At 36.0% G+C, this 25,095-nt stretch carries 20 protein-coding genes and 2 pseudogenes; 5 read left to right on the top strand and 17 right to left on the bottom strand.

The window, feature by feature from the left end:
- Positions 1-3: 3 nt before the first annotated feature.
- From OOL01_RS05205 to OOL01_RS05240, 8 genes and pseudogenes are all read right to left on the bottom strand, one after another.
- Positions 4-1,411, bottom strand: a pseudogene (locus OOL01_RS05205) (phage portal protein).
- Positions 1,408-2,112 (bottom strand): annotated as a pseudogene (locus tag OOL01_RS05210) (glycoside hydrolase family 25 protein). The pseudogenes OOL01_RS05205 and OOL01_RS05210 overlap by 4 nt, the downstream one beginning before the upstream one ends.
- Positions 2,109-2,333, bottom strand: coding sequence for a gpW family protein (locus OOL01_RS05215; RefSeq protein WP_264686493.1), 225 nt, complete (start codon positions 2,331-2,333; stop codon positions 2,109-2,111). The pseudogene OOL01_RS05210 and the gene OOL01_RS05215 overlap by 4 nt, the downstream one beginning before the upstream one ends.
- Complete coding sequence (locus tag OOL01_RS05220) at positions 2,323-4,158, bottom strand: phage terminase large subunit family protein (RefSeq protein WP_264686494.1); 1,836 nt, start codon at positions 4,156-4,158, stop codon at positions 2,323-2,325. The genes OOL01_RS05215 and OOL01_RS05220 overlap by 11 nt, the downstream gene beginning before the upstream one ends.
- Positions 4,155-5,630 carry an ankyrin repeat domain-containing protein gene (locus OOL01_RS05225; RefSeq protein WP_264686495.1) on the bottom strand — a complete coding sequence of 492 codons (1,476 nt, stop codon included), beginning with the start codon at positions 5,628-5,630 and terminating at the stop codon, positions 4,155-4,157. The genes OOL01_RS05220 and OOL01_RS05225 overlap by 4 nt, the downstream gene beginning before the upstream one ends.
- Before the next feature lie 3 nt (positions 5,631-5,633).
- Positions 5,634-6,113 carry a hypothetical protein gene (locus OOL01_RS05230; RefSeq protein WP_264686496.1) on the bottom strand — a complete coding sequence of 160 codons (480 nt, stop codon included), beginning with the start codon at positions 6,111-6,113 and terminating at the stop codon, positions 5,634-5,636.
- A gap of 14 nt (positions 6,114-6,127) precedes the next feature.
- A complete protein-coding gene (locus OOL01_RS05235; protein WP_264686497.1) occupies positions 6,128-7,351 on the bottom strand; it encodes a DNA modification methylase in 1,224 nt (407 codons plus the stop codon).
- Positions 7,352-7,453: 102 nt separating this feature from the next.
- Positions 7,454-7,918, bottom strand: coding sequence for a crossover junction endodeoxyribonuclease RuvC (locus OOL01_RS05240; RefSeq protein ID WP_264687256.1), 465 nt, complete (start codon positions 7,916-7,918; stop codon positions 7,454-7,456).
- A gap of 209 nt (positions 7,919-8,127) precedes the next feature.
- Between OOL01_RS05240 and OOL01_RS05245 the strand changes: the two genes are divergently transcribed.
- Positions 8,128-9,360: a hypothetical protein gene (locus tag OOL01_RS05245; RefSeq protein ID WP_230609158.1), complete on the top strand. Its 1,233-nt coding sequence runs from the start codon at positions 8,128-8,130 to the stop codon at positions 9,358-9,360.
- A complete protein-coding gene (locus tag OOL01_RS05250) occupies positions 9,326-10,432 on the top strand; it encodes a hypothetical protein (protein ID WP_264686498.1) in 1,107 nt (368 codons plus the stop codon). The genes OOL01_RS05245 and OOL01_RS05250 overlap by 35 nt, the downstream gene beginning before the upstream one ends.
- A gap of 542 nt (positions 10,433-10,974) precedes the next feature.
- On the opposite strand, the gene OOL01_RS05255 is transcribed toward OOL01_RS05250, so the two are convergent.
- From OOL01_RS05255 to OOL01_RS05295, 9 genes are all read right to left on the bottom strand, one after another.
- Positions 10,975-11,826, bottom strand: a complete 852-nt coding sequence (locus OOL01_RS05255) for a BRO-N domain-containing protein (protein WP_264686500.1) — start codon at positions 11,824-11,826, stop codon at positions 10,975-10,977.
- A 141-nt stretch (positions 11,827-11,967) separates the two neighbouring features.
- Positions 11,968-13,329, bottom strand: a complete 1,362-nt coding sequence (gene ltrA, locus OOL01_RS05260; protein WP_264686501.1) for a group II intron reverse transcriptase/maturase — start codon at positions 13,327-13,329, stop codon at positions 11,968-11,970.
- Between the two features lie 43 nt (positions 13,330-13,372).
- Positions 13,373-13,495, bottom strand: a complete 123-nt coding sequence (locus OOL01_RS05265; protein WP_264686502.1) for a hypothetical protein — start codon at positions 13,493-13,495, stop codon at positions 13,373-13,375.
- Between the two features lie 1,514 nt (positions 13,496-15,009).
- Positions 15,010-17,109, bottom strand: coding sequence for an AAA family ATPase (locus OOL01_RS05270; RefSeq protein WP_264686503.1), 2,100 nt, complete (start codon positions 17,107-17,109; stop codon positions 15,010-15,012).
- A gap of 35 nt (positions 17,110-17,144) precedes the next feature.
- A complete protein-coding gene (locus tag OOL01_RS05275; RefSeq protein WP_264686504.1) occupies positions 17,145-18,137 on the bottom strand; it encodes a helicase RepA family protein in 993 nt (330 codons plus the stop codon).
- 162 nt (positions 18,138-18,299) lie between these two features.
- A complete protein-coding gene (locus tag OOL01_RS05280) occupies positions 18,300-18,791 on the bottom strand; it encodes a hypothetical protein (protein ID WP_264686505.1) in 492 nt (163 codons plus the stop codon).
- A gap of 33 nt (positions 18,792-18,824) precedes the next feature.
- Positions 18,825-19,631, bottom strand: a complete 807-nt coding sequence (locus OOL01_RS05285) for an AAA family ATPase (RefSeq protein ID WP_017532025.1) — start codon at positions 19,629-19,631, stop codon at positions 18,825-18,827.
- 23 nt (positions 19,632-19,654) lie between these two features.
- Positions 19,655-20,467: an ATP-binding protein gene (locus tag OOL01_RS05290; RefSeq protein ID WP_264686506.1), complete on the bottom strand. Its 813-nt coding sequence runs from the start codon at positions 20,465-20,467 to the stop codon at positions 19,655-19,657.
- Positions 20,468-20,519: 52 nt separating this feature from the next.
- Positions 20,520-21,008: a sigma-70 family RNA polymerase sigma factor gene (locus OOL01_RS05295; protein ID WP_230609203.1), complete on the bottom strand. Its 489-nt coding sequence runs from the start codon at positions 21,006-21,008 to the stop codon at positions 20,520-20,522.
- 251 nt (positions 21,009-21,259) lie between these two features.
- On the opposite strand from OOL01_RS05295, the gene OOL01_RS05300 reads away from it, so the two are divergent.
- From OOL01_RS05300 to OOL01_RS05310, 3 genes are read left to right on the top strand one after another with little or no spacing between them, the layout of a single operon-like run.
- Positions 21,260-21,943 (top strand): hypothetical protein, encoded by a 684-nt coding sequence (locus tag OOL01_RS05300; protein ID WP_047759123.1) that lies wholly within the window; start codon positions 21,260-21,262, stop codon positions 21,941-21,943.
- 15 nt (positions 21,944-21,958) lie between these two features.
- Positions 21,959-23,896 (top strand): DUF4815 domain-containing protein, encoded by a 1,938-nt coding sequence (locus tag OOL01_RS05305; protein ID WP_264686507.1) that lies wholly within the window; start codon positions 21,959-21,961, stop codon positions 23,894-23,896.
- A 14-nt stretch (positions 23,897-23,910) separates the two neighbouring features.
- A complete protein-coding gene (locus tag OOL01_RS05310) occupies positions 23,911-25,095 on the top strand; it encodes a hypothetical protein (protein ID WP_264686508.1) in 1,185 nt (394 codons plus the stop codon).

Raw genomic sequence — 25,095 nt, forward strand, 5'->3', positions numbered from 1 at the left:
ATTTTATGGCACATTAACGTCACAATCGAAACAAAGTCCAAAAGAATTAGCTCGCTTTTGATCTTCTGCTATTTCTTGATCAATTTCTTCTACATCGTAACCCATTTCTGATACTACTTCTGATCGACTTTTGAAGCCATTTCTTACCGCCATCTGCTGTGCTTGCTGATCTTTTAGCGGATCCACCCAATCAAATCCCTGTGGTATCCATTTTACTTCTTCTTTCGCTGCTTTTACTACTTTTTCATCTATACTCAGTTCTCCACAAAGCACTGCTAATTCTAGCCATCTACTCCATACTGGTCTGCAAAACTGAAATACCATAATGTTATGTTGCAGCATAGCGCATCGACGACGAAACTCTATTAATCCTGCTCTGATTGATGAGTAATTAACACCTGTTAAATCTCCTGTTAGCTGTTCATATGTTATCCCTGTACCAATCGCTATTGCCCTCAGTTGCTGTCTCATGAATGCTTCATAACTTCCTCCTACATCAGATGGCTCTGAAAATTTTATGTCCTCTCCTGGGTCTAAAAGCTGCATTGTTCCTGGCTCTAAACCTGATAGTGCTACTCCTTGCTCATTACTTTCACCTTCTCCCATGATATTTGCTTCTGGATCGAGTCTCGTAATAAATCCAGCAAACATTGCTGCAGTTATTCTTTCTCACCAGCTCTGCATCATCGTATTGATCAAGCTCATAAAGTTTCAGCAGTATATTAGAAAGCCAAGGCTCCCCTCTGATTTGCCCAGGTCTTAATGGTCTATAAATATGTAAAACATCATTTGCTGGCACTCTCACTGATTCTCCAAATGAGCCTTCTCCTGGATGTTCTCTAAATAAGTAATATGCCTCTCTTTGCCCAAGCCTGTTAAACTCAATGCCGTTTCTTATTACATTACCATTGGCTAGTGTTTTATTGCTCTTATTGTCCAAATGCTCTGATTCTAGTACTTGCAGTTGTAATGGCACAGAAAATCCATCTTCCAGCTTTCTCGTTCTTAAACGTACAAAACATTCTCCTCCCTCTATCATACTTCTGCATACTAGAGCTTGTAATCCATAAAAATCACTTACTCCGTTACTATCTGCTTCATCTGTCCATTTTAGCCATAATTCTTGCACCTTCTTTCGAAATTCTCCATCTCTTGCTTTTGATTGCGGTTTTATTCCTGTTCCAATAGAGTTACTTACTATCGTATCAATTATATTTGCAGCGTAAGGATTTTTTCTTACCATATCCCGAGAGCGGCTACGTAAGTGCCCAAGGCTCTGAGAAAGTAAATTATTTATGCTTCCCGCTTCTCCTTGCCAATATATTACCCTTCTTCCTGAGCCTGACGCATCCCAGGCTGAACTTTTGATTTTTGGCTTACTAAATAGTTGTTTGAAATTTCTCAGCATCATACTAACCAAAATTCTCTTAATTCTTTCAAAGTTCCGTTAAATTTATTTCTGTCACATTTTCCGATTCCTTCTACTTCATGTGGCTCTGGACTTGTTTTACCGTCAGTATATTGCCATAAAATCCAATCATTCCAGCCTTTTGGTAATGTGAGCTCTTTTCTCCAGCTTGCTATCCATAATGGACATTTTGTCAAAGTTGGCGTGGCAAAATCCTTAAGAAAATAGCTACTGCCATAAATTAGGGGTAATCTTCCTGTTACTTCTTCAACTCTCTTTACAAATTCCTCAGCTTGCTTAACTGTAATATTTTTGCCACTTTTGTTTTATTCAATATCCAGCGCAAGTATGGTATTTTTGCTTTCGCCTACCGTTTTTAGAAAATGATCAGCTTGATTTTTGCCGTTTCCTTCTGTGCCAAAATGATATGCTCCCCAGAGTAATCCTTCTTCTTCAGCTTTCTTTCTTCTCTTCGCATACTTTGAATCCACATATTTTAGTCCTTGTGTTGCCTTATGAATTACTCCAATTATACCACTCTCTTTAGCTAACTCAAAATCCACATTTTCTTGCCAATGTGACAAATCTATTATTCCATTTACTGAACTCTCTCTATTCTCCCATAGTTTTATAAAAATTTTTAATTGCTCTAAAAATTCAGAATATTCCTCTTTTACAACTTTTCTCAGAAAATTTTCCCTCATATAACTCCTTTATTTGTTGCAAAAATAATCTTTCGTTTAGGCTTCATTCCAGTAATCTTTAGTTCACCTTTGATGCGTTGTCTGAGGCTGAGCAAATCATTTATCTGAACTTCAGCATATCTCACCACATGGTCACCATATGCAATTGAGACAACTCTTTCTCCGCTTTGCAGTTTTTGAATTGCTTTCTCAACTTGAGTTAAATATCCTTCACTGTACATTTTGATTACCAAGCCACTTACTCTGTCTTACTTTTTTAGGCTTTTTGCTTTCCATTTTTCCACTCAAACTATTCCATTTACTCTCTGGCCAACGATCAATTCCAAGCGCAATAGATGCTGCTCTCGCATAAATTCGGCAATCCAGTACTTCATTTCTTTCTCTTACCTTTTGCCATTCTTGTTTGGTGTATCCTTTTACCACTTTGCTGACTAATTGCTCTGCCGTTAGCTGCTTAAAATATTCAGGTGCATACTCCGGAAAATGACAATATCCTGGCGGTGTTTCTTCACCATCTTTTAAAATATTAAGTAATTGAAAAAGCTCTGACTTTAATATCGATACTCCCACTGGCCAAAGCTTTATTCCTCTTTTCAGCTTTTGCCCGCCAACTGTTATATCTACTCTACTTGGGCTGCTCAGTGGCACTAGAGCTTTATTTACACCTTTCACTGCCATTACTCTTCCAGACCCTTGATGACTTCTCACCCAGTTGTAAACTTCCTGCGTTGCATACCCTGCATCAACTGCCATCATACTTATCATATACTCGAGCCCATTTTCACCGATAAAATGATGACTCAGAAGCTCCGAAAGTTTTCCCCATACTTCTCCACTTCCAGTATCTCCTTCAAATACTCGGTAGTCTATTGACCAACTTTCACGGCTTTTTCCCCAGGCTACAACTTCTACTTCTAACCGATCTTTTTGGACATCTACTCCTGCTGTGAGAACTACTTCGCCTTTTGGTACTGTGCCAATATGAAAAAATTCTCTCCTGTTAAATAATTGCTTCCAATCTGGTACTTCTCCTTTATCTACCCAAGTTTCTCCAAGCGTGGTATTTATCCAAACTTTCAGTAATTGTTCACTTTCTTTTGCATGGAGAAAATCTTCTACTGCTTGTTGCCAACTATACCACCCAACTGGACTATAAAGACTTGAAAGATGAAATCCTTTTTTCTCACCTTTTACTCTATTAGTAGGTCTCCATTCTCCACGATCTAGCATCTCTGTCTTTTGATGATTTTCTATTTTGCCACTACATTCAGTGCAGACATAATGTGCTGTTCTTGAGTCATTATCTTCCCATTTAATTTGTGACCATTTCAGAACTTGATAGTAATTACAATATGGACATGGTACAAAAAAATATCTCTTATCTGTTGCTTCAAATTCTTTCTCAATTCTGCTTATTCCATGAATCGTTGGTGTTGATACTAAAAAAATCTTTCTCCGTGCAAATGTATTAGTTCGAGCAATACTAAGCAGTACTGGATCTCCTTCTCCTCCTGAATCTCCTGGATATGCATCAATCTCATCAAGAAAGAGATACTTTACTGGCATAGATCTAAGTCCTACACTGCTATTTGCTCCGGTTATTACTACTATTCCACCTGGAAATTCCTTACTTTGCACAGTATTCCCTGAATCTCTTGATCTTGGGTCTTTTACTTTACTCTTTAAACATGGCGTACTCTCTATTAACGGCGCAAATCTTCCCTTTGACCAACGCTTTCCCATTTCAACTGTTGGCTGCACAACTAGCATTGGCCCTGGCGTTTGATCGATGATATAGCCAATCCAATTATTTCCTGCTTCTGTTCCCCCAATCTGCGCTCCTTTCATGAATACTACTTTTTCTGCTGGTGAGGACGGAGAAAGTGAATCCATGATTTCTTTTAAATAAGGAGTTCTTTCCGTTCTCCATTTACCTGGTTCTGATGCTGCAGTTGCTGCTAAAACTCGATACTCATTCGCCCACTCTGATACTTTAAGCTCTGGATCTGGTTTTAAACCTTCAGAAAAAGATGTGGCGTATATCATATTGCTAGCTCTTCACCATCATTAGATGATACTTCAACATCACTTAAATTAGGACTACTTGTTTTCTCACTTTCAAGTTCAATAAACATTTTCTTTTCAAGCGCTTCTTCTATATACTTCTGAATTAAATTACTCATTACTATTGCAGCTATGAGTGCAACTATTCCCACCATTACTGCAGCTATAATGTTAGGGTAAATTCCCACTATCGCTATTGCACATACTGTTATAGAAACACAGATGATATTGATATATTTCTTTATTTTTTTGTCTGCTATTTTCCTTTCTTCAAAATATTTATTGCTCAATAAATGAAACGTTGGAAAGTTGTCATTTTTTCCAAATAAAACTATATCTTTTTCTTTGCTTAATAACTTTATCAGTCTTACGTTATTTGTTGTTATTGCGTACTGAAAAACATCTGTAGCATCTGCTCTTTTCTTTAGCAGTAATTTTACTATATTAAAATGTCTATTTATTGCTGCAAGATATATCGCTGATTCTCCTTGATCGTTTAAAACATCTACTTCAACTCCTTCTTTTAAAATCGCCCCTAGAATCTCCCCATATCCTTTTTTTGCTGCTAAGTGAAGTAAATTGTTCTTCTCTACTCCATACCTATTACTTATTAAAGCTTTTACTATTTCAGATTTGTTCTCTTCTTTCGCATAACAAAATGGTGTCTTGCCATTATCATCTTTAATCAAAGGATCTATATCCTCTCGGGTTAGTAATACTTCTAATGTTTTAAGTCTTTCAGCGTAATGTAGTGGTGTTTTATTTTCATAGTCTTGTAAATTAACTCCAGCATTAGGAACATTTATTAAGCATCTTACAATATCTAAACATAAGTCTCTTTCGTCGTAATTACTGCTACTTATAGCTACGTGCAAAGGAGATAATTTCATTGCATTTCTGCCGCTACCAGCTATATTGACACTCGCACCAAGATTTGAAAGTAATTTTACTACTTCTAGCTTCTTGTTGTTTACTGCATAATGCATTGCTGCATGATTTCTCACGTCAAGAACATCTTTATCCGCATTTCCTTCTCTAATTAAAATTTCTACTATCCCTTCATGCCCAGCTCCTGCCGCTAAATGTAACGGTGTATGTAGTAAAGCATTCTGCTCATTAACATTAACTCCTTTGTTGAGTAAAAACCTTACAGCATTTGCTTCATTCAACATCGCAGCTAAATGAAGTAAGCTATCTTTCTCCAATCCATATTTGTGATTGATTAGTGCTTGTAATATCTCTTCTCTTGCACAAGAGAGCGCACTTTTACCATCATCATCAGTGATCAGTGGATTAATATTTTTCCTATTTAGTAAGAGCGCAACCATACTAAGCTCGTTAATTTCTACTGCATAATGTAGCGGTGTCTTTCCATTTAATCCTCTAACATTTACATCCACTCCTTGCTGATTAATGAGACACTTTATTAATTCTAAACTTAAGTTAGCAGACATTATTTAAAACTTAATATTAGATAATTCTTGTAATGAGTTTGTAATCTCTTCAGTTAGCGCCATATGAATCTTTTCAGTGTCACTCAGTGATGCAAGTAGTGCTGAAACTCTATTTGGAATATTAAGCAAATTATTACGGACAACTCTTGCTACGTTAAATGCATCGCGCTTTACTTCCTCTACTGCTACAAGTTCTCCTATCTCAGCCTTAGCTTTCGCCTCAAGCAGTTTACCTCGTTCCATTTCATTTTTTATTCTAGTTTTTAGCAACATCGTGGAAAGGTTACTTGTATTTTCGTTTTCTGGATTTTTCCTCCTAAGTGGCTGACTTGGATCTCTTATTGCTGCTACCGCTTCATTTGCCTGTTCTCTATTGATCAAACCATCCTCCAGCTCAACTATTCCTTTTTTTACTAAATAACAGACATATTGCTTTGACACTCCTATCTCTCTTGCCCATTCCGTTTGTGTGATCTTTTCCACTTTTTTTTGCCCCTTTATTGCTGTTTTTCTTCTTGGATTTGTGCAAAAGTTTTGCCAGTACCAGAAAGAATTGCCTCCCTACCTGTGTATATTTGCCAACGTTTTATGGTTACATCTACAAATTTTGAATCTAGCTCTATTGTTCTACAGATTCTTCCTGTTCTCTCACATGCAATCAGTGTACTTCCAGAGCCGCTAAATGGATCAAGTACTATGTCTCCTGATCTGCTGCTGTTTACTATTGCTCTCTCCATTAGCTCTACTGGCTTCATTGTTGGATGTAGTGTATTGTGCGTTGGCTTATCATAAAACCATAGATCACTTTGATTTCTACCGCCATGCCACTCACGTTTATTGCCGCTTTTCCATCCATAAAGCATTGCTTCGTATTGTCTTTGATAATCTGATCTTCCTAGCGTAAAGTGATTCTTCGCCCAAATGATAAAATTTGACCATTTTCCTCCCGCTTCCTCAAATGCTTTTTGCAACGTTGAAAACTCTGATGATGATGCACAGATGTAAATTGCACCTTTAGTATATGCTAAAATATGAGTACAAATATCATAGAGAAAAAGCTCATACTTTTCACCTTGATTATCGTTTAGTATCTTTTTATCCTCTCTTTCTTGACTGCTACCATAATCAACGTTATATGGAGGATCACAAACAGTAATGTCTGCCATTTTATCATCTAACAGCGCTTTATATGATTCAACTACAGAGCTATCACCACAATAGATTCGATGATCACCTAAAATCCATAGATCACCTGGTTTTGTTATTTCTACCTTTTTGTCATCACCAACCAAGTCAGAAAAATCTTCTTTTTCACTATCTAAATCATCAAGGAAATGTTGAACTTTTTCTAATTCAAATCCAGTCATTTTAAGATCAAACTGTAAATCTTCTAACTCTTGAATTTCTACTTTCAAAAGCTCATCATCCCACTTTGCCCAATTAGCTGATTGATTTGCCAGTAATCGAAAAGCTTTAGTTTGTGGTTCATTTAAATTATCACTTAAAACCACAGGAATACTTTCTATACCAAGTTTTCTTGCTGCTTTCAGTCTTAAATGACCATCAACCACAGTTCCATCGCTTTTTGCAACTATTGGTATACGAAAGCCGAATTCCCTGATTGAAGCACACATTCTGTTGACTACATCGTCATTTTTACGCGGATTACGCTCATATTCGACCAGATTTTGAGTAGGATAATAGTGGATTGCTAAATTCATATCTTAATAATTAAAAAGTTAATATTCAAAATATCTCTGACGCTAAAGAAGGTCTGGGATTGAACCCACCAAACCAGCCAGTATGGCCGAAAGGACCCACTTTTACGGTATTTTTAATATGTTAATATCTTTACTAAAATCCATAACATAGAACATCAAAGCTAAAGCATCTGCTTGATTATCATCTTGAGGTGAAAAACTTTTTTCACGTATCGCTTCAATAACTTCACTTTTACTTGCATTGCCTTTACCTGCTATGAAGCGTTTTATAGTTTTAACATTAACACCTTGGTATGGTACGTGATGTTCTTCACACCAAGCAGACAGCACTGCAAGAAAACCACCGTAGCAATGGGCTGCATCAGTTCCTAAATGTCTTCTTACTTCCTCAAAATACACTGCAGAAATGTCTTTCAAAGAATTGAGCCAATTACGAAAGTTTAAAAAGCACATTCCACCTCCGCTAAAACGGCTACCATGAAAACTTTTGCTTCCACTTTCAATTACTCCATCTGTAAGAATTGCCCAGCCGGTTTGCTTGCCGAGGTCGAGTGTTAAGATTGAGATTTATATTCAGAATTTGTTTTGCTAGAGTGCTATATAATATATATTCAGGATTTGAAAAATTTTTGTCCAAAAAATCTTCTTCTTAAGCAAACTTTTTAGAAAAAACTTGGTTAAAAATCAGTAAACAGCCCTTGCATAATTATTGGTCAAGGCTTTCAGATTTCTATCTTAACTATTTAAATAGTCTATTATGCTGTGGTTAGTTTCTTATGAACATTTATCCAAATCGTAAATTTTGGGAAGATGATTTAGAAGTCCCTGTTAACCATTTGCTTGATCGTTTTCACAATACAAAAATACGTCAGTCTTGGATAGATTCACTTTCTGGTAAGCAATTAAATATTATTTTTCAAAACTCCTTTAAAGATAAATTAAATGCTCAACTCTTTGATGACGAAAGTTACGATAATACATCTGTACAATACAAACGTAAAGTGATTGCTAATTATTCCGATTCTCTCGTTACTTACTACTTGATTACCTGTTTTGACCGTGCAAAACTAGAAGTTACTGTCAGTGAAATTGCAAGATCTGCATTAACTACGGAACTCATGAAATCCTACCTTGTAAAAAATAATAATAAATATGATAAGAAGTCTTTGCTGTTTCTACTGTTTCATGCAGATTACAATCTTTTAAAGTCTGTCTATCACTTTGAAAAAATACAAAGAAAGAGTTTCATGTCTTTTGCCTTACAAAAAATACCAAGACGACCAAGTACTCCATTTAAGGACTTTATCTCAGAGGAAATCATACAACAAATACTGAAAGAAGATAACATTAAGAGAAATGACAGTTTCGAGAATCAACTACAAGGTTTCTTCTATCATCAGAATCGTTTATATGTGTTAATACGAAAAGCTAGCGATATAGATTTGTTGTTAAATTCAAACAAAGTTATTCATGGCCATAAGGCAGAGTGGATGATTTTGGATTTTCTACTAAATGGCACTCAGGTAGATCTTGGTGCTAGAAATATCGATCAAGCTATAGAAATAGCAAATAGCATTGCAAGTTGTTACTTTGGCTGCGAATGTATTTTTGTAGATGTGCAGGATAAAAACTTTGCGGAACAGGTGCATAAATTTATAGAAACTTGTATTAATGAATCTGATTCAAATATTCGTGTTTTTGAGTTAAAGTTTCAGTCAAATCGTTTCAATTACAGCTATACTAATATCACTTTGACTGTTGCTCCATATGATCCTATTGCACCGGAATTGCATGTTTTAAAGCCATTTGTAGGAGACATAGTGCCATTGATAGAGTCGATTAAAGTAATATTTCAAGGCAAAAAGATAGGCTTATTTTTCAAGCGAAGTGATGAGTATATAGCAATTTACTACTCTGAACATCCTCTGAATAAAAGGGAAAGAGAGGATTTTAAAGCATACATAAAACAATTTTATGGTCTTACAATCTTGCCAAGAGCAAATCTCTGATCTTCTTAATTCTGGCAGCTCTTGGGTTAATCCAAATCAAAATTACATCAAAGCAGCAAGGTATTTGTCAGATCTTGAATTAATTAAGATGCAAGAGAGGTCTTACATTATCTGCTCTCGTAGACAAGATAAATTAGATTGGCCAAATATAGTTGATCCATACTGTAACAATGAGATTTTCATTGATGAGGACTTTAACGAAGCATGCGATAATATAATTTGTGAAAACTGCAACCGTGATATTTTACCTAATACCTACAAGAAGCAAAGATTTCACCGCTTATCTGCATATTTAAACCCAGAGAAATTTATGAATTGGTTTGAAGGTCAGCTAAGTGATACAAATTTTATGTGGCAAAAAGTGGAAAGTGGAGTTTATCATGTTGGTGGACAAGGTAAGATTGTAAGTTTAATCATACTTGATTTTTGCACCAATCCAACATTCTTAACGATAGATAAGCTTAAAGCTAATCCAACTGTATTAATAATACTAAGAAAAAATCCATCAAACATACCTCTTGATTTGCCCACAGTAAAAATGGTTGACCTTTTCTTTCAGCATAAGACTTTAATTGAAGTATTCCAAGAAGCAGCACAAAGAGGAGTACTAGAGTTCATACCAAATACTTCAATGCAAATCTTACATACTGCACTTAATCTAATTGAACCTCCTAAAGAGAAGGAATTACTAAAGTTGCAATTGATAGAGGGCTCACTTTACGTAAACAATATAGAGATTCTAAATAAGAAAGCTGTAGCATGTATGAAAGTTTTGCGCGTATTATTTGAACAATTTTTGAATGATTGTAAAAAAGAATTACCTCCTGAAAAACACATGTTGCTTCGCATAACTGAAATAGAAAAGCGCCTAAATCTTGATCCAGAAGCAGATCCAGAACATCACATCAGAAAACCACTAAACACAATCCAAAGAACAATAAAAACCACCTTAGCTAAAAAATTAGGACTAAACATCGAACGTAATGATGTGATTCAAACAGTTGGTTGGCCTGGATCATCGCGTAAACATTATGGTTACCGTATTAACCCTTTTACTGTGGTAGTTCGTTAACTGTGTTGACGAGAAGTAAAAGTAGTATATTTTACCCTAAAGTCACATCTAGCTTTAAAATACAGTTTTTGTCTTATTTAAAAAAATATAAATTCTCAATTACGTAACTCACCAAAAACCTATCTCGTTTCTTTTGCTTTCTTCAATCTTTTCTACTCTGTTCGTTTGCCGGCTTTTGTGTTTGAAGCACATCTACACTCAATGCCCTTCTATAATATATATACCGGATTTCTCACTACTTTTTCCGGGATTTTCTGAAAAAAAGTTAAAATAATTTGAATGTAGCTCAGAAATTAAAGAGCTTTAAGAACCCGCTAAACGGAACTTCTAGACACCTGAGTTGTTTCCATTTTGGAAAGAACTGTTTACTGGATTTTAAAGAGGTTACATGAGTTTTTGATAAAGATGCTATCTTCCCCCCTATGCAAATCACTAATAACGCTATAACAACCCTCTAAAACGCTTTAAAGAACAGTGTTGTAGTAGAATCGGCTAAAATTAGCAGAGAATGTTTTGATTCCTTTCTTCTCACAGTGAAAACCTCAATCTTTAATCTTCTTGAGAAAATTATCCGAAGAAACAACTTTTACACCTCGCGCTTTTTCAAATGCCTCTCTTGCTACACTAGCATTTTTACCACCATCTTTTGCCGCCTCTAAATTCTCATAATAACCCTGTGCATCTTTGATTTTTACTTCATCAATAGTTGCTTGTTCGCCAAGCATGTTGAAAATTAGCTCAATTGGTGTCATATGGTCCCTTAATGGTTGCTTCTTTAGACCCTTTAGATCTTTATGTTCTTTAGTCCTGATACCAAAAGTTGCCTGAGAGATCACATCTGTCAATATTGCATATTCCTTGCCTTCAAGATGCTTATTATTATGGTCGGATATTTTTCTGTTATCCCATTCTTTTGTGAGTTGATTTCTTACAGATATGGATTGCATTCTCCTCTGTATCCACTCTTTAGAGTATCCTTTTGCAACATAATCAGCATAGGCTCGTTTAAATGCCAGCTCTGGATTTTCATATTCTTGTAATCTTTCATACCCGACCTTTGCAAGCCAACGTTTAAACTGCTCAACCTTTTTGGAAGGAACAGACTGTAAGATACGCAATAACCCCTCAACATTTGTACAATTAGCATTCTGTTTACCACCTTTTGTTTTAATTTCAAGGGGGGTGACAAATTGTCCCCATCCTTCAGAAAGCCCTATATCTCTGCTTTTCATCTTTTTTAGGTAATCAGATGGGTTCTTACTACCTGTGAGAAAAGCTATTACCTCTGTTATTACATACCACCACTCTCCATTGTGTAATACTCTAGTTACATTGTTATTATCAAATGCAGTAGTCTCAATATCCCCTTCTTTTAAAGTTAAAGTGTCAATCATATTGAAAATAAGTTTATTCTAAAAAGCAAATATAAACTAAGTTGCTTTTTATTACTAATAAATAGTGGAAGTTTTGTCTCCCTTATGTATGATAAAATTGGGGGCGTAAATTTTGATCTTTGTCTCCATTTTAAGCGGCAATCAAGTTTTACGAGCTTCTGTTTCTTCTTCTATGGGGAGAGTAGACCGGTGGAACTTCCCCACGAGCCCCTCGCAAAACTGTGCATGAACCTCTCGACTCACACAGCTTCCATTATTCATCTTTTGACCTAAACCTAATATCCAGTGGTAGAAAGTTTCTGGCCCTTCCTTTCTCATTTTTCCTAGAAGTTGCCTTGCTAGTCTTCCATGAGTTCGAAGTTTCTTGTACTTTCTTCTGACCCACTTTTCTAGGTGCCGCTCTATGTTTCTCAGAGGTTTGTATATCTCTTTCCTGTAAAACCTGCCATAGTACTGATACCAGCCTCTGACTATTGGATTTACTATCTTTGATATTTCCTCTAATGTTTTGTGTGTATTTCGTAGTATTTTCCATGACCTTATGGTTGTAGTAATATTTTTCTTGGCTTTGTTGCTAATTGCAGGAAGAAATGAAACAAAATGCTTTCCTATTTTACTTTTTGCTAACCTTGGTCTATATGTGTAGCCCAGAAAATCAAAACTTTGCGTAGGAAATTCACTTTTTCTATTGTCATCCTTGCAGTACACAATTTGTGTCTTTTCAGGATGTAATTTTAGCTTATGCTCAGCCAATCTTTCTTCAATTGCTATCTTCATAAATTCCGCCTGCTTCTGAGTCTTACAGTGCACTATCGCATCATCTACATACCTCTCAAATGGTATTGTTGGGCACTTTTGTCTCATCCACTCATCAAATACATGATGCATAAATATGTTTGAGATTATCGGGCTTATTGAACCTCCCTGTGGAACTCCTTTATCCCTGATTACCTTACTGCCATCTGTTTGCTGAATTGGAGCTTTCATCCATCTTTCAACATACAGTATGACCCATTTGCAGTCTGTGTGCTTCTTGATAGCTTGCAATGCCAACTTGTGGTCTAAATTGTCGAAAAATCCTGATATATCAAGATCTATCACCCAATCGTACCTCCAGCATCTTTTACGCGCTGTGTCTACCGCATCCAATGCAGATCTATTTGGTCTATAACCATATGAATCTTCGTGGAATTTTGGCTCTACTAGCGGCTCAAGATACATAGAAGCTACTGTTTGCCCTATCCTGTCGATTACTGAAGGAACACCTAAAATTCTTTGTCCTCTTCCTGTACCTTTCGGTATTGCAACAGCTTTTACAGCTTCTGGAAAATAACTTCCAGATGACATCCGATTCCATAGTTTGTACAGATTATCTTTTAGATTTTCCTCAAATTTTGTTATCGAAACCTCATCTACACCAGCAGCACCCTTATTTCTCGATACTTGTTTATAAGCTCTCCAAATAAGTTGCTTTGGTATATCAAAAGACTTTGTTTTATTCATTAACTCCTCCCTTGCGGTTGATAAATAACTAAAACTAAATAACTCAGCCCCTTCGCTCCATTCCCATTACAGAAACTTCTTCACTACTACGAGCTGATCCGCCCCTGTTTTTCGCATCGGTACTCTCATCCTTAGAGTTTAGCTCCTTGGATTTCTTCCTTATCATCGAAACGACAGGTTCCCGTAGTTCCGCACAATAGCCTAAAATAGATTCATGCCACCTCTATGCCGGACGCCATCTACCCAGTAAACAAGCTCCTGATAGACTTATCCCAGGTTACTACAGAACCCCTGGTTTTGACGCCTCCTAATTGTCATTTTCGACACTTCATCAGTGGTTCACTTTCGTTCATCTCTCTACTTCACACATGATGCATAGTTGCACCTTTTCCATAACGCTCACCACCTTGGCTCTTTACCAAAGCAGCTTATGGTTGTTTAAAGCCTGCTCTTGTAAACCGGCTCCGAGGGGCCCACCCTCATCTATCATGCAGCTTCAACACTTTCCATGTCTCTACGGCGCACCTGTAGCTAGAGACTTTTTTCCTTGAGCTTCATCTACAATTTGCTGATTTCATTACTGAGAGTTTTGCAATCAATTTCTCAGAGGTTTGCGATAAAAATTGTTGTATTCCCATAATAGTCTCCATAACCCCTTATACTCACCATAAGTTGTTCAATCTTTTTTGAAAAATTTTCTTTGCAAAGTGTAAAAAATGTGTTAAACTTACTAGTAAGTTTACTAAAGATGCGTTTTAGAGGGCATTATAAGCGTTCTTTAGTGTGGCTAGTAAAGTTATACCCTAAAGTTACAGATAGCTTTAAAATGCAGCTTTTGCCTCATCTAAAAAAATTAAGAATATAAAGCTGTTTATTTTGCTTTCTTCAATCTTTTCTACCTCAAGTCTTCATCGCGCTTGCATAAAAGCCTTATTAAAGCAACTAGACCCAGCTCACTTGAAAGTTATTGAGTATTCCGGAAAATCCGGAGATCTGAATTCTTAGTTCAGCTATTAAACTCAGTAGACCAGCGTTATGCGTTTGTTAAAAAAAAGATGAGGGTTAGAGCCTCTGTTAAACTTATGGTAGAAGTAAAGCTATTGCAAAAATAATGTTTCAAAAAGTCTACTAACCATTTGTTCTTTAGGTTCAAAAAATTTTCTTTGCAATCAACAAAAAGCATGATAAACTAATTGTAGGTTTTCTTTTAATAAATAAAAGTTTGGGGTATTAAGATGCCTCGTAATCGAGTTTTAAGCTACCCTACATGAGTAACTTAGGTCTTGGTGGTATAATTGTACCCTGAAGTCATAGAATCTTTTTAAAACGCTATTATGGATCATTTGTTTTTCACTGCCTTTACTTTATATTTTTATTGTAGGTTGCAACTCCATAGAAAAAGCAAAATTATGAAAGGACATCAAAAAACGTTAAGTTCTTCTCTTAACTGATATATACTATGTACTATAGCATAGTATATATTTATATATATAGATTTTTGCCATCTTGCCAACTTCCCTAAACCCGCTATAGAAGAGGACTTTACCCATGCTATCTAGTTGGCAACTTTTTGCCATCTTGCCATCTTACTATTTCTTTAAACTATTGATTTTCTTATATTTTTATCAATTTTAAGTTGGTAGAATGGCAGATTCTTCAGTTTGCCAACTTGCCAACTTACTATACTATTTTACCATCTTGTTTTGTAGAATTATGTATCACCCAAACGTCTGGATTTTCAACTGGTAAGGTTACTCCGTTATTTGGTGAAAGATAATAATCTGGCTTTACCAGCACATGTTGATTTTCAGAAATTTTTAACTCCATGTCTTTAACACATAAATAGCCGTACTTTGATTTAGTGCTTGATACTTTATATCCAAGAGCTTCCTTAAAGAACTTTATGTGGCCAAGAGCTGCAAGATGGCTAATCCTTTCACGGATGCTACGTTCACTTCCAAGGCCTAGCTTTCCCTCAAAATACCTAGCAAAGTGTGCCGCGGTGTAAGTTTCGCCTTTATATGCTTCATTAGCAATTAACTCTAAAATTATATCACATCTTCTTAGACGTTCTAAATCCAATTTAGTATTATAGCTAGACCTTACTATTCTTTCTGAATTTAATGTATCATCAGATTGTACAAACGCACCGTTATGCCAATAAAATGAAATCTTTTCTTCGTTAGATGCAGAATAATTTGACTTCTTACGGCAAAGTACTCGTTCATTACCAGAAGCATCAGCTTTATCTGGCTTTGACAAGTACCAACGAGATCTTACTGTATTATTCCACGCAGTTGAACCACCTGTACCTGTTTTACGTATTATTCCTGAATCAGAAGGATGAGCACATAATAATACAGCTCCTTTTATTACTTTCACTATTTTTCCACAACAACTTTGAATAAATTGTCTCACATGAGAGCGATTGTTTTCATTGCCACCAAATAAGTCTGCTGCTGTATCTAAAACTACTAGCTTTGGTTGAAACAATTTAATATCTTCAAGTAATTCTTCAAAGCAATGAGTTAATTTACCTATATCTTTGTTATCAAATACCATGAGTAGATTATCTTTCCATACTCTCGATAAAAAGCCAATATTATCATGAAAGTCACAGGATTCCATATCTAACTGATATAATCTATTTATAGCACACTGTCTTCGCCACAGCTCTTCTGTATCATCTTCACAAAATACACCATATGTCTTCATCTGCTCAATTTCCATTCCCAACCAAGATTTACCTGTGCTCGCTGCTGTCATTAGTTGTTGAGCAAGTAGAGACTTTCCCATACCACCATCACCGTAGAGAGCCGTAACACTTCCAATAGGAAGCCAATCTTTAACAATCCATTCTCTTTCTGGAGCAATATTAGCCCAAGCTCTGGTATCTATTCTCAACGATTTTTTTGAAGGAGCCTTTTTTGTACTAAGGATGAACTCTTCAACATTTACACCTTCTTTCACGCAATCAGCAGCGTCCCAACCCTTTGGTTTATCTTTAGGTATTTCCAAAATGCAAAGTTCTTCAACTCCAAGACAAGTAAGTTTCATAGCAGATTTTTCAGCGTATTTCTTACCTGGTTCATCATTATCTGGCCAAATAATAACATGTTTACCTTTAAGTGGAGTCCAATCTGTCTTCTCAATAGGTGCATTTGCTCCTGACATTGCTGTTGTTGCAGTTATTCCTTTCTCTATCAGCGCTTCTGCACATTTTTCTCCCTCAACCAGAACAACTTTATCGGACTTTAAAATACCTGGAATATTATATAGTGGCCTTATCTCTGGTACACTAAAGGTGGATTTTTTGATATCAAAAGGAAGATATCTCTTTCCACTATCATCATCATAACGATATACTCTAACAATAGCTTGGCCGTTTTCATCGTAATAATCCCAATATGCAGTTGGACTACTTGAAGTTTTGAAATGACCAAGCCACTGAGCTATAGAAGTCATTACTTCAGGAAACTCTATTCTCGTACTTTTTCTATGTACTCCTGCCCAAAGATCAATGATATCACCACCTTCTCCTGTTGCAAAATCATGCCATAGGCCAGCTTCACTGCCACTTAATTCTACTACTAGACTCTTGCCTTTATCACCTTGTATATTGCCTACATAAAACTTATCACCACGAAAAGTTCCTCTTGGTAATAGATATGAAAGGCATGATCTGATATTTAACAAAAGCTGAGCTTTAAGCTGTTCTTTTTCTACTAACGATGCATTTTTTCGTGAAGCTGCAGTATTAAAATTGCAATAGATATCCATAAAATCTCCAATATATTTAAAGTTTAGAAATTTGGTTAAGCTGTGGCTATCCAGCGTCCGTTAACCATGTTTATGAATTTTTTTGGTATTGGTTTGCCGTTTTTAAGTTCGTACATCAATTGCAGAGTATTCCTTTCTGGCCTAAATATCATTACTCCAGATGTATATAAACTTCTTAAAACATTAGCACCACTCAATGCTTGAAATGGATTCTTTTTTAACGTGGTTGTTGACACTTTTTTGGTGTAATGTGTAACTATTACTCCAGCAGCAGGATTAGTTATAGAGCGTAGTTCATCAATACTATTTTGCAGAAAAGAGATCATACTCCTATAATCAAAAACAGAGTCTATTACTATAAGATCAACTGTTTTTACATCGAGATTTTCCGACATAATTTCCTTTATTTTTTCCACATTCAAAGTTAACTGTACTTTTTTAGTAATAACTAAGTTTTCTGTTCCTGCATCAAGGGTTTTCTTGCTGATTCTTAGCTTCTGTAAGCGCTCTCTATATTCCATTTCATTCTGTAGATAGAATATCTTAAGTGGCCTTGCAGGCTTCATATCAAGAAATGATACTCCAGCAGCTAAATGTACCAACATGGAAAGTAGAAAATTACTCTTTCCTATTTTAGGAGCTCCACCTATGACCAAAAGACCACTTGGAGTTAGAATTCTTGGGCCTATTATATCTTTTGGCATTGGTGATTTATCATTTAAGTAATGCTTTGCTGAAAACGATGTAATTTTATGTTCTGTTGTGTTTTCTTTAGTATTTAACCACTTCTTAGCGGAATTTATATCACCTTTAACTAAAGTCCAAAGATCGATAATATCACCACTAATTCCTTTAGTAAAATTACGCCAGTTTCCAGTTTCTTTACCTACTATTTTAACTGTAATCGTATTCCCATCAAAATTGCCAACATAAGTCCTCTCTCGATAAAAATTACCGTTTGGAATTAGGTAAGGTACACACTTCTTAATATTATCAATCAATAATCCTTTTATTTCTTTTCTATGCATAAAACCCCCATACATACTTTTCATACGCTTAGAGCTGAGATTAGCTAGCTCACAAACAGTTTCAAAAGACTCTGCATTTAATTGCTTCTTTCTTTAGCTCTACTGCTGCATCTTTGATAGCTCTCTCAATTACAGCAATCCAGAGCTTCTCTTCGTCGTACTTCAAAATGGCAACCAATCAACTTCAGATTGTTCTGGAGTAATAACCGTAGCAATCTTGTTCTTTTCTCCATACCGATCAGCTTCAATACCAACTTTTGCAGTAAACTCTAACCCGTTAAAATCAGCTATAGAGTTGATTTTTCTAGCAGTAACCGCTTTCTCTGAAGTTTCATGTGCATGAATATTTCGTGCTGACTCCAAAATGCTTCTAAGCATAGAACGTCCAGATTCTCCCCAAGTATCTTCTCCTTCAACTCTTGCTTTGCCACTTTTAATACCAATTACTTGAAAAATCTTGCGTTTTGCATATGGACCTTCAGTGACAGTAAATTCAACGTTTAAATAGATGCTGCCAGTAGTGTAGCTTTTAGTGAACCAATTTTCATAACCTCCTGGTTTAATTGCCATTTTTACCTTGACTATTGTACCTTTTGGTATTAAATTACTTTGTAATTTTGCAGTATTAAAATCAGTTAAAAAATCTGATAACATATTGTCTCCTATAAATTAAGTGAAAAAAAGGAATCAACTCCATTGGTCTGCAAGCTTCCAACGACCATCTATCTTATCAACAAGCTTACTTGCTACACGTTCACCATTACGAAGCTCAAATACTATTTGACGGACAGTGCTTTCCTCATCATGAGCAAACATCACCATGCCAGTGCTATAAAATCCACGTAAAGATCCAGCACCGCTTAGGCCTTGAAATGGATCTTCTTCCAGCATCTTTTTCGATAATTTTTTTGTGTGGTGAGTGAGTATTATGCCCGAATCTGGATTGATAACATTTCTCAGTCTTTCAAGCGTTTTTTGCAAAAAGAATAGCATAGCGCTATTGTCATTTTCATTGCCATATTCACTTGAGTTGAAGATGTTGCGAAGAGGATCGATTGCAATAATATCAGGTTTAAAACGCTCTTTAATAACATTTTTAATTTCATCTATTTCTTCACTGCTGAAAGATAATTGTACTCTTGGTGTAATGATTAAGTTATTGGCAGCTATATTCAAAAGTTCGTTATCCAGTTGAAGTTGTTGCAAACGTTCTTTCATATATTCATATTCAATTTCAGTTTGCAGATAGAAAATTTTCATAGGTTTGCTTGGAGTCATACCCAAAAATGAAACTCCAGCAGCCATGTAAACAAGCCAAGAGATCAAAAAGTCGCTTTTGCCAATCTTAGGTGGGCCACCCAGTACTAATAGACCTCTTTTTGTCAGAATCCTTGGCGAGATTATATCTTCTGGTATTGGTGATTGATCATTCAAGTATTCTTTCACACTGAAAAAGGGAATTTTTTGACCGATATTGAAAAAGCTTTGTTCCATAATAATTATTCTCCAATTTTTAATTAAGCAATAGGTGCCAAAGTTTTGGCTTTAATTTTTGCAAGTAATTTACCCAAATGTGGTTCTTCAACCATATTCAAGCAGCCACTGCGATCTTTAGCTGGATATCCCCAACTATTAATAGTCTGACAGACAAATGAACGTTTCTCTGTTCCATCATCTTTCTTGATTCCAACCATGCTAATTACTTCATCAACTATCCCAGGAATTTCACTAGCAGTTTTAGCTCCTTCACATTGAGGCAGCCATGTTGAACGATTACAGTCATCGAGATATTGACCTAGTGTGCCAACTATGATGATGTCTTTATCTCTGATGTGTTGAAACTGATTGAGCCATGCCATCATCTCTTGAGCAAGCAACCCATAAGCAGCTCTTTTATCTTCTTTTCCTGATCTATCGGAAAAAGCTTCAGGTTGCATCCTTGCCCATAATAGACATAAACGTGAAGCAACGGTTATACTATCCACAAAGATGCATCGGTATTTAGAAACTTCAGAAAGAAGATCTTTGTGCTTGCTACAGACATGCTCATAGTGTTTCTGACTATACGCCTGATCAGATTTTAGTGCAGGGTTCGGACCACCAATTAGGCAAGCAATATCACGAGCTTGACTCCAAGTACGAACACTAATTGAATCTCCCTGCCAATCTTGAACAGCAAGCAGACCTGCTTCAAAGTCAAGACATAGTGTTGGTTCACTTATAGTCTTTAAGAGGCTGGTTTTACCAATACCGTAAGGACCAAAAATTACTACTTTTATGCCTGTAGTTGTTTTCAATCTTTCATTATTGTTTAAAATTTTAAAAGTCATTTATTCACCTCAATGGTATATGTTATATATTCAGGAAAGGTAGAATTTATGTTCAATTTTTCTTTTTGCCCTTGTAGTAGATGGAAGAGAGTTTTATACGTATTTTTCTTACCATAGTATTTAAAGTAGTTCTTGATATGTTATTCATCTTAGCAACTTCATATAAGTTAAAGTACTTGAGTTGCTCGCATATCTTTTGCATCTTTCTTGGTAGTGTTGAAATCATGTAATCTACATCAGTACGTTTCGCTACTTCATCTTCAAAAGCTTCTGTTTTCTCAATATTGACATAGTTATTAATATTGCGCTTCATACATAGTTGTTTCTCCAATAAGTTATTGGCACGACGTTCAGTTAATCTTGCTACAAAAGTGTTAAAGCTACCTTTACTTTCATCATATCTATCAAGATAAGTCCAAATTTCACAGAAAAGTTCTTGCTCAAGATCTTCATGAGTTTCATGAGCAAAGCATTCAAAAAGTTTTAATCTCTTAGCTTGATACCGTATATTTTGAACAACTATGGCAGTTTTTAGTTTCATAACTTTTCCCTAAAACAATTAATGCTTTAAGGATGAGAAACTATAGGTGCACTTTGTAGGACAGGAGCAAAAATAAATAATACAGATGCAATTTTTAACCTATTGATATTCTATTGTTTTTTTTCGAGAATAATACAGTTCGATTTTTAAATAATACTGCAACAAAAAATTAGGCAAAAATTCATTTTTTTTGGACAAAAATTTTTCAAATCCTGAATATATATTATATAAGCCTTTCAAACTCATCACAGGTGTCAATTCTTACACAATCAGGAAGAGCAGCAATAGCAGCCAGCATAAAAGAGCAATCTCTACATCTTGCTTGGGGAAGTGGTGATTCAAGCTCTGGAAGTAGCCATCAGGTCGAAAAAGTTTTTGTTGAGGGTGAAATAGCTCTAGATCACCACACTATTAAAGATGTAAGGGTTTTTACAGGACAAACAGTGTATAAATCCAGTATTGACTATATAGTTGATAGCAGTAGTGGTGTAATAAAACGTACGGAAAATAGCTCTATCACGGCAAATAGTGCAGTTACTATAGAGTATACTGAAAGCACACCACCAGAGCTGATAACTTCTGAAAAACTGCTCAATGAGCTTGGTAGACGTACTGCAGATGAAGTTCTCTTTTGCACAGGTGATGAGAATGGAGAGCTTTTGACTCCAACAGGGAGGTTTAGGTCCTCAAATGTACCAACCAATAATTTATACCTTAAATTTACTTTCGATTTCACGGACGCAGCAAATCAAGTTATACGGGAATTAGGAGTTATGGTTGGTACAAAGGTAAAAGAAAAGTTGCCTCCTGGACAGAGATATTTTGAACCACAAGATATAGAAGACCCAGGGATCTTATTAGTTTTAGAGCATACAGTACCGCTCATTAGGACTTCAGCAACCCGGGAAACTTTTTCGTTTGTAGTGACATTTTAGAAAAAGAGAAAAAAGATGACCTTAAATAGCTATTATAACCGCTTTAATCCTGACAAAGAATACGAAAAAAGCTTGTTTCTTGCAGGAAGAGGTCTACAGTCTGCAGAATTAAACGAGACTCAGGAGTATGCTCTCTCTAAGCTTAAAGGCATAGGCGATGCAATATTTCGTGATGGCGATGTTATAACAGGAAGCAATTGTATTATAGATGGGGAAACTGGTAAAGTTACACTTGAGTCAGGAAAAATCTATCTTCGTGGAGCAGTTAGAAAAGTAGAAGCAAAAGAGTTTGTTATTCCACTGAGTACCACAGTGCGTATCGGTGTTTATTATCTAGAATCTACGATTACAGAACTTGAGGACGAAAATCTTCGTGATCCTGCTGTTGGTACACGTAATTATCAAGAAGTAGGAGCAGCAAGACTTAAAGTTTCTACCATTTGGGGTTATCAATCTGAAGGTGTTTCTTCCCCTTTTTCTGTAAATGGAGAATTTTATCCAATTTATAACATTGAAAATGGAGTATTGATAGAACATTCACCGCCACCACAAGCAAATATAGTAACTACTGCTCTTGCTCGTTATGACAAAGAGGCAAATGGTTCCTACGTCGTAAATGGTCTTGAAGTAATGTTCCTGCAAAAGGAAGAGGGAGAAGGAGGAAAAAAAATATTTGTGATTAATGAGGGTAAAGCTCATGTTGATGGCTATGAGATTGAACTTCCTCACAGTATGCGTGTTTCTTTTGATGACGATCCAGATATAAAATCAGTTGAATCAGAACCACATACTTTTCAGCCAAATAGCCAAAGAGTAATGGAACTTAAAGTTAATGATTTTCCAATAAGTGAAATTAAAAAAGTAGATATAACTGTTCAGAAAACCATTACCGTTACTCATGGTTCATACTCAGGAGCTGTTGATCCAATACCTGACTCTGCGGTACTTGAAATTATTCAAATTAAACAAGGTAATGTTATTTATGAAAATAGTGTAGATTATAAACTAACCGCAGGAAACGTTGATTGGTCATTCCCAGGAAAAGAACCAGCTCCTGGGAGTAGTTACCTGATAACCTATCGCTGCCGCACTCATATAAGCCCTGAAGATATAAGCGAAGAGGGATGTAAAGTAAAAGGAGCAGTTGATAACAGCTTGGTTCTGATTGATTACACCTGGAAAATGCCACGCTATGATTTAATTACTATCGATAGCAAAGGAGCAGTAAGGAGAATAAAAGGTATAGCTCACCCTTGGCGACCATCAATGCCTAAAGCACCTAGCGGACAACTTTTGCTCTGCTACATTCATCAGACATGGAAAAACGGAGAAAAAGAAGGGGTAAAAATAGTGAATAATGCTATTCATGCTGTACCGATGAATGAGCTTGAAGCAATGAAAAAAGGAATAAATGATCTTTATGCGCTGGTTGCAGAGGAACGTCTACGCAGTGATGCAAATTCAAGAGAACCTACTACCAAAAAAGGAGTATTTGTAGATCCGTTCTTCGATGATGATATGCGTGATCAAGGTATTACTCAAACTGCAGCAATAGTAAATAAGGAACTGATATTACCGATAGATGTGGAAATTATTGATGTTGAAAGAGGCAAAAAACCTTATTTGTTGCCGTATGAACTTGAACCGGTACTGGAGCAGCGTTTACAGACTAAAGGAGAAAAAATTAATCCGTATCAAGCTTTTGATCCAGTTCCGGCACAAATTACTCTAAATAAAAATATAGACCACTGGACGGAGGTTACCACGAATTGGAAAAGTCCAGTAACTAGAGTATTTAGTGTTAAAGAAACAACAGAGCTGCTGTCAAGTACTTCATACGAAGCTGAATTTATGAGAGAAGCAGTACAGAATTTTGAAATTGAAGGTTTTGAGCCAAGTGAGAAGCTTAAAGAGATAAAATTTGACGGAATAAACATTCAACCTATAACTTAAAACTGGAAAACCAAATGTTAACAGCTAACAATCAGGGAAAATTAAAGGGAAAGGTGAAAGTACCAGCAAATATTCCAGCAGGTACTAAGTTAGTACAGTTTTACGGTGATAAAGGAAGTTATGGAGAAGCAACGTATACTGGTAAAAAAACAATTACCATAGAGGAAAGAAGAAGAGTTATCGCAGCAAGACGAGTTGATCCTTTAGCGCAAACATTTACTCTAAATAAAAGTAGGCACATAGGAGGCGTGGAACTATGGTTTGTAAATAAAGGCAAAAAACGTGTTGTTGTGCAGATTAGAGAAACAACATTGGGAATGCCCTCGCAGACTGTCATTGCTGAAAGTTATATTGAGCCAAAAGATATAAAGATAGATGGCACAGCAACACGTATTACTTGGTCTCCTGTCTGGTGTGAAGCTGGCAGAGAATATGCAATAGTTTTACTTACCGATGATGCAGGTACTGCAGTAAAAATAGCAGAACTTGGCAAATATGATGCAGTAAATAGCCGCTGGGTAACAAGTCAGCCATATCAAGTAGGAGTATTACTGTCATCAAGCAATGCAAGCACCTGGACTCCACATCAGAACTTAGATTTAACGTTTCGGCTTTTGGCTGCAAAATTTAGCGAAGTTTCTCACATTATTGATCTTGGCAAGGTTACTGCAAATAACGTATCAGATTTAATTGTTTTGACGAACGTCGAAAAAGTAGCATTTGATACCAATGTGGAATTTATTTTAACAGATGAAGAAGGAAAAGAAAATTTTTTGTCTGATAATTTGCCGCTCGCACTGCGTGAAAGAATAAATGGGGAATTAACGGTAAAAGCAAGCCTAAAAGGAGGGCGAGAGAAAAGTCCAGTGCTATATCCTGGGTTACAGCTAGTTATGGGTAATATAGAGGAAAAAGGAGATTATGTTACAAGAAGCATTACAGCAGGAGCTAACACTAAAATTACCATAACATATGATGCACTAATACCTGGCACTGCAGATGTTAAAGCGTATGTGCAAAAAAACGTGGATTGGCAGTTAGTGAATTTAACATCAGGAAAACCAATTGGAGAAAATTGGGTGGAGAGAACTCATGTACTATCAAATTTTAACTCCAATGAGACAAGGATAAAATTGGTTTTAAGTGGAACGGTTGTCTATCGTCCAAAGGTAAAAAACTTGCGGGTTGTTATAACGTAA

The sequence above is a fragment of the Wolbachia endosymbiont (group B) of Rhopobota naevana genome, assembly GCF_947250615.1.
Classification (GTDB): domain Bacteria; phylum Pseudomonadota; class Alphaproteobacteria; order Rickettsiales; family Anaplasmataceae; genus Wolbachia.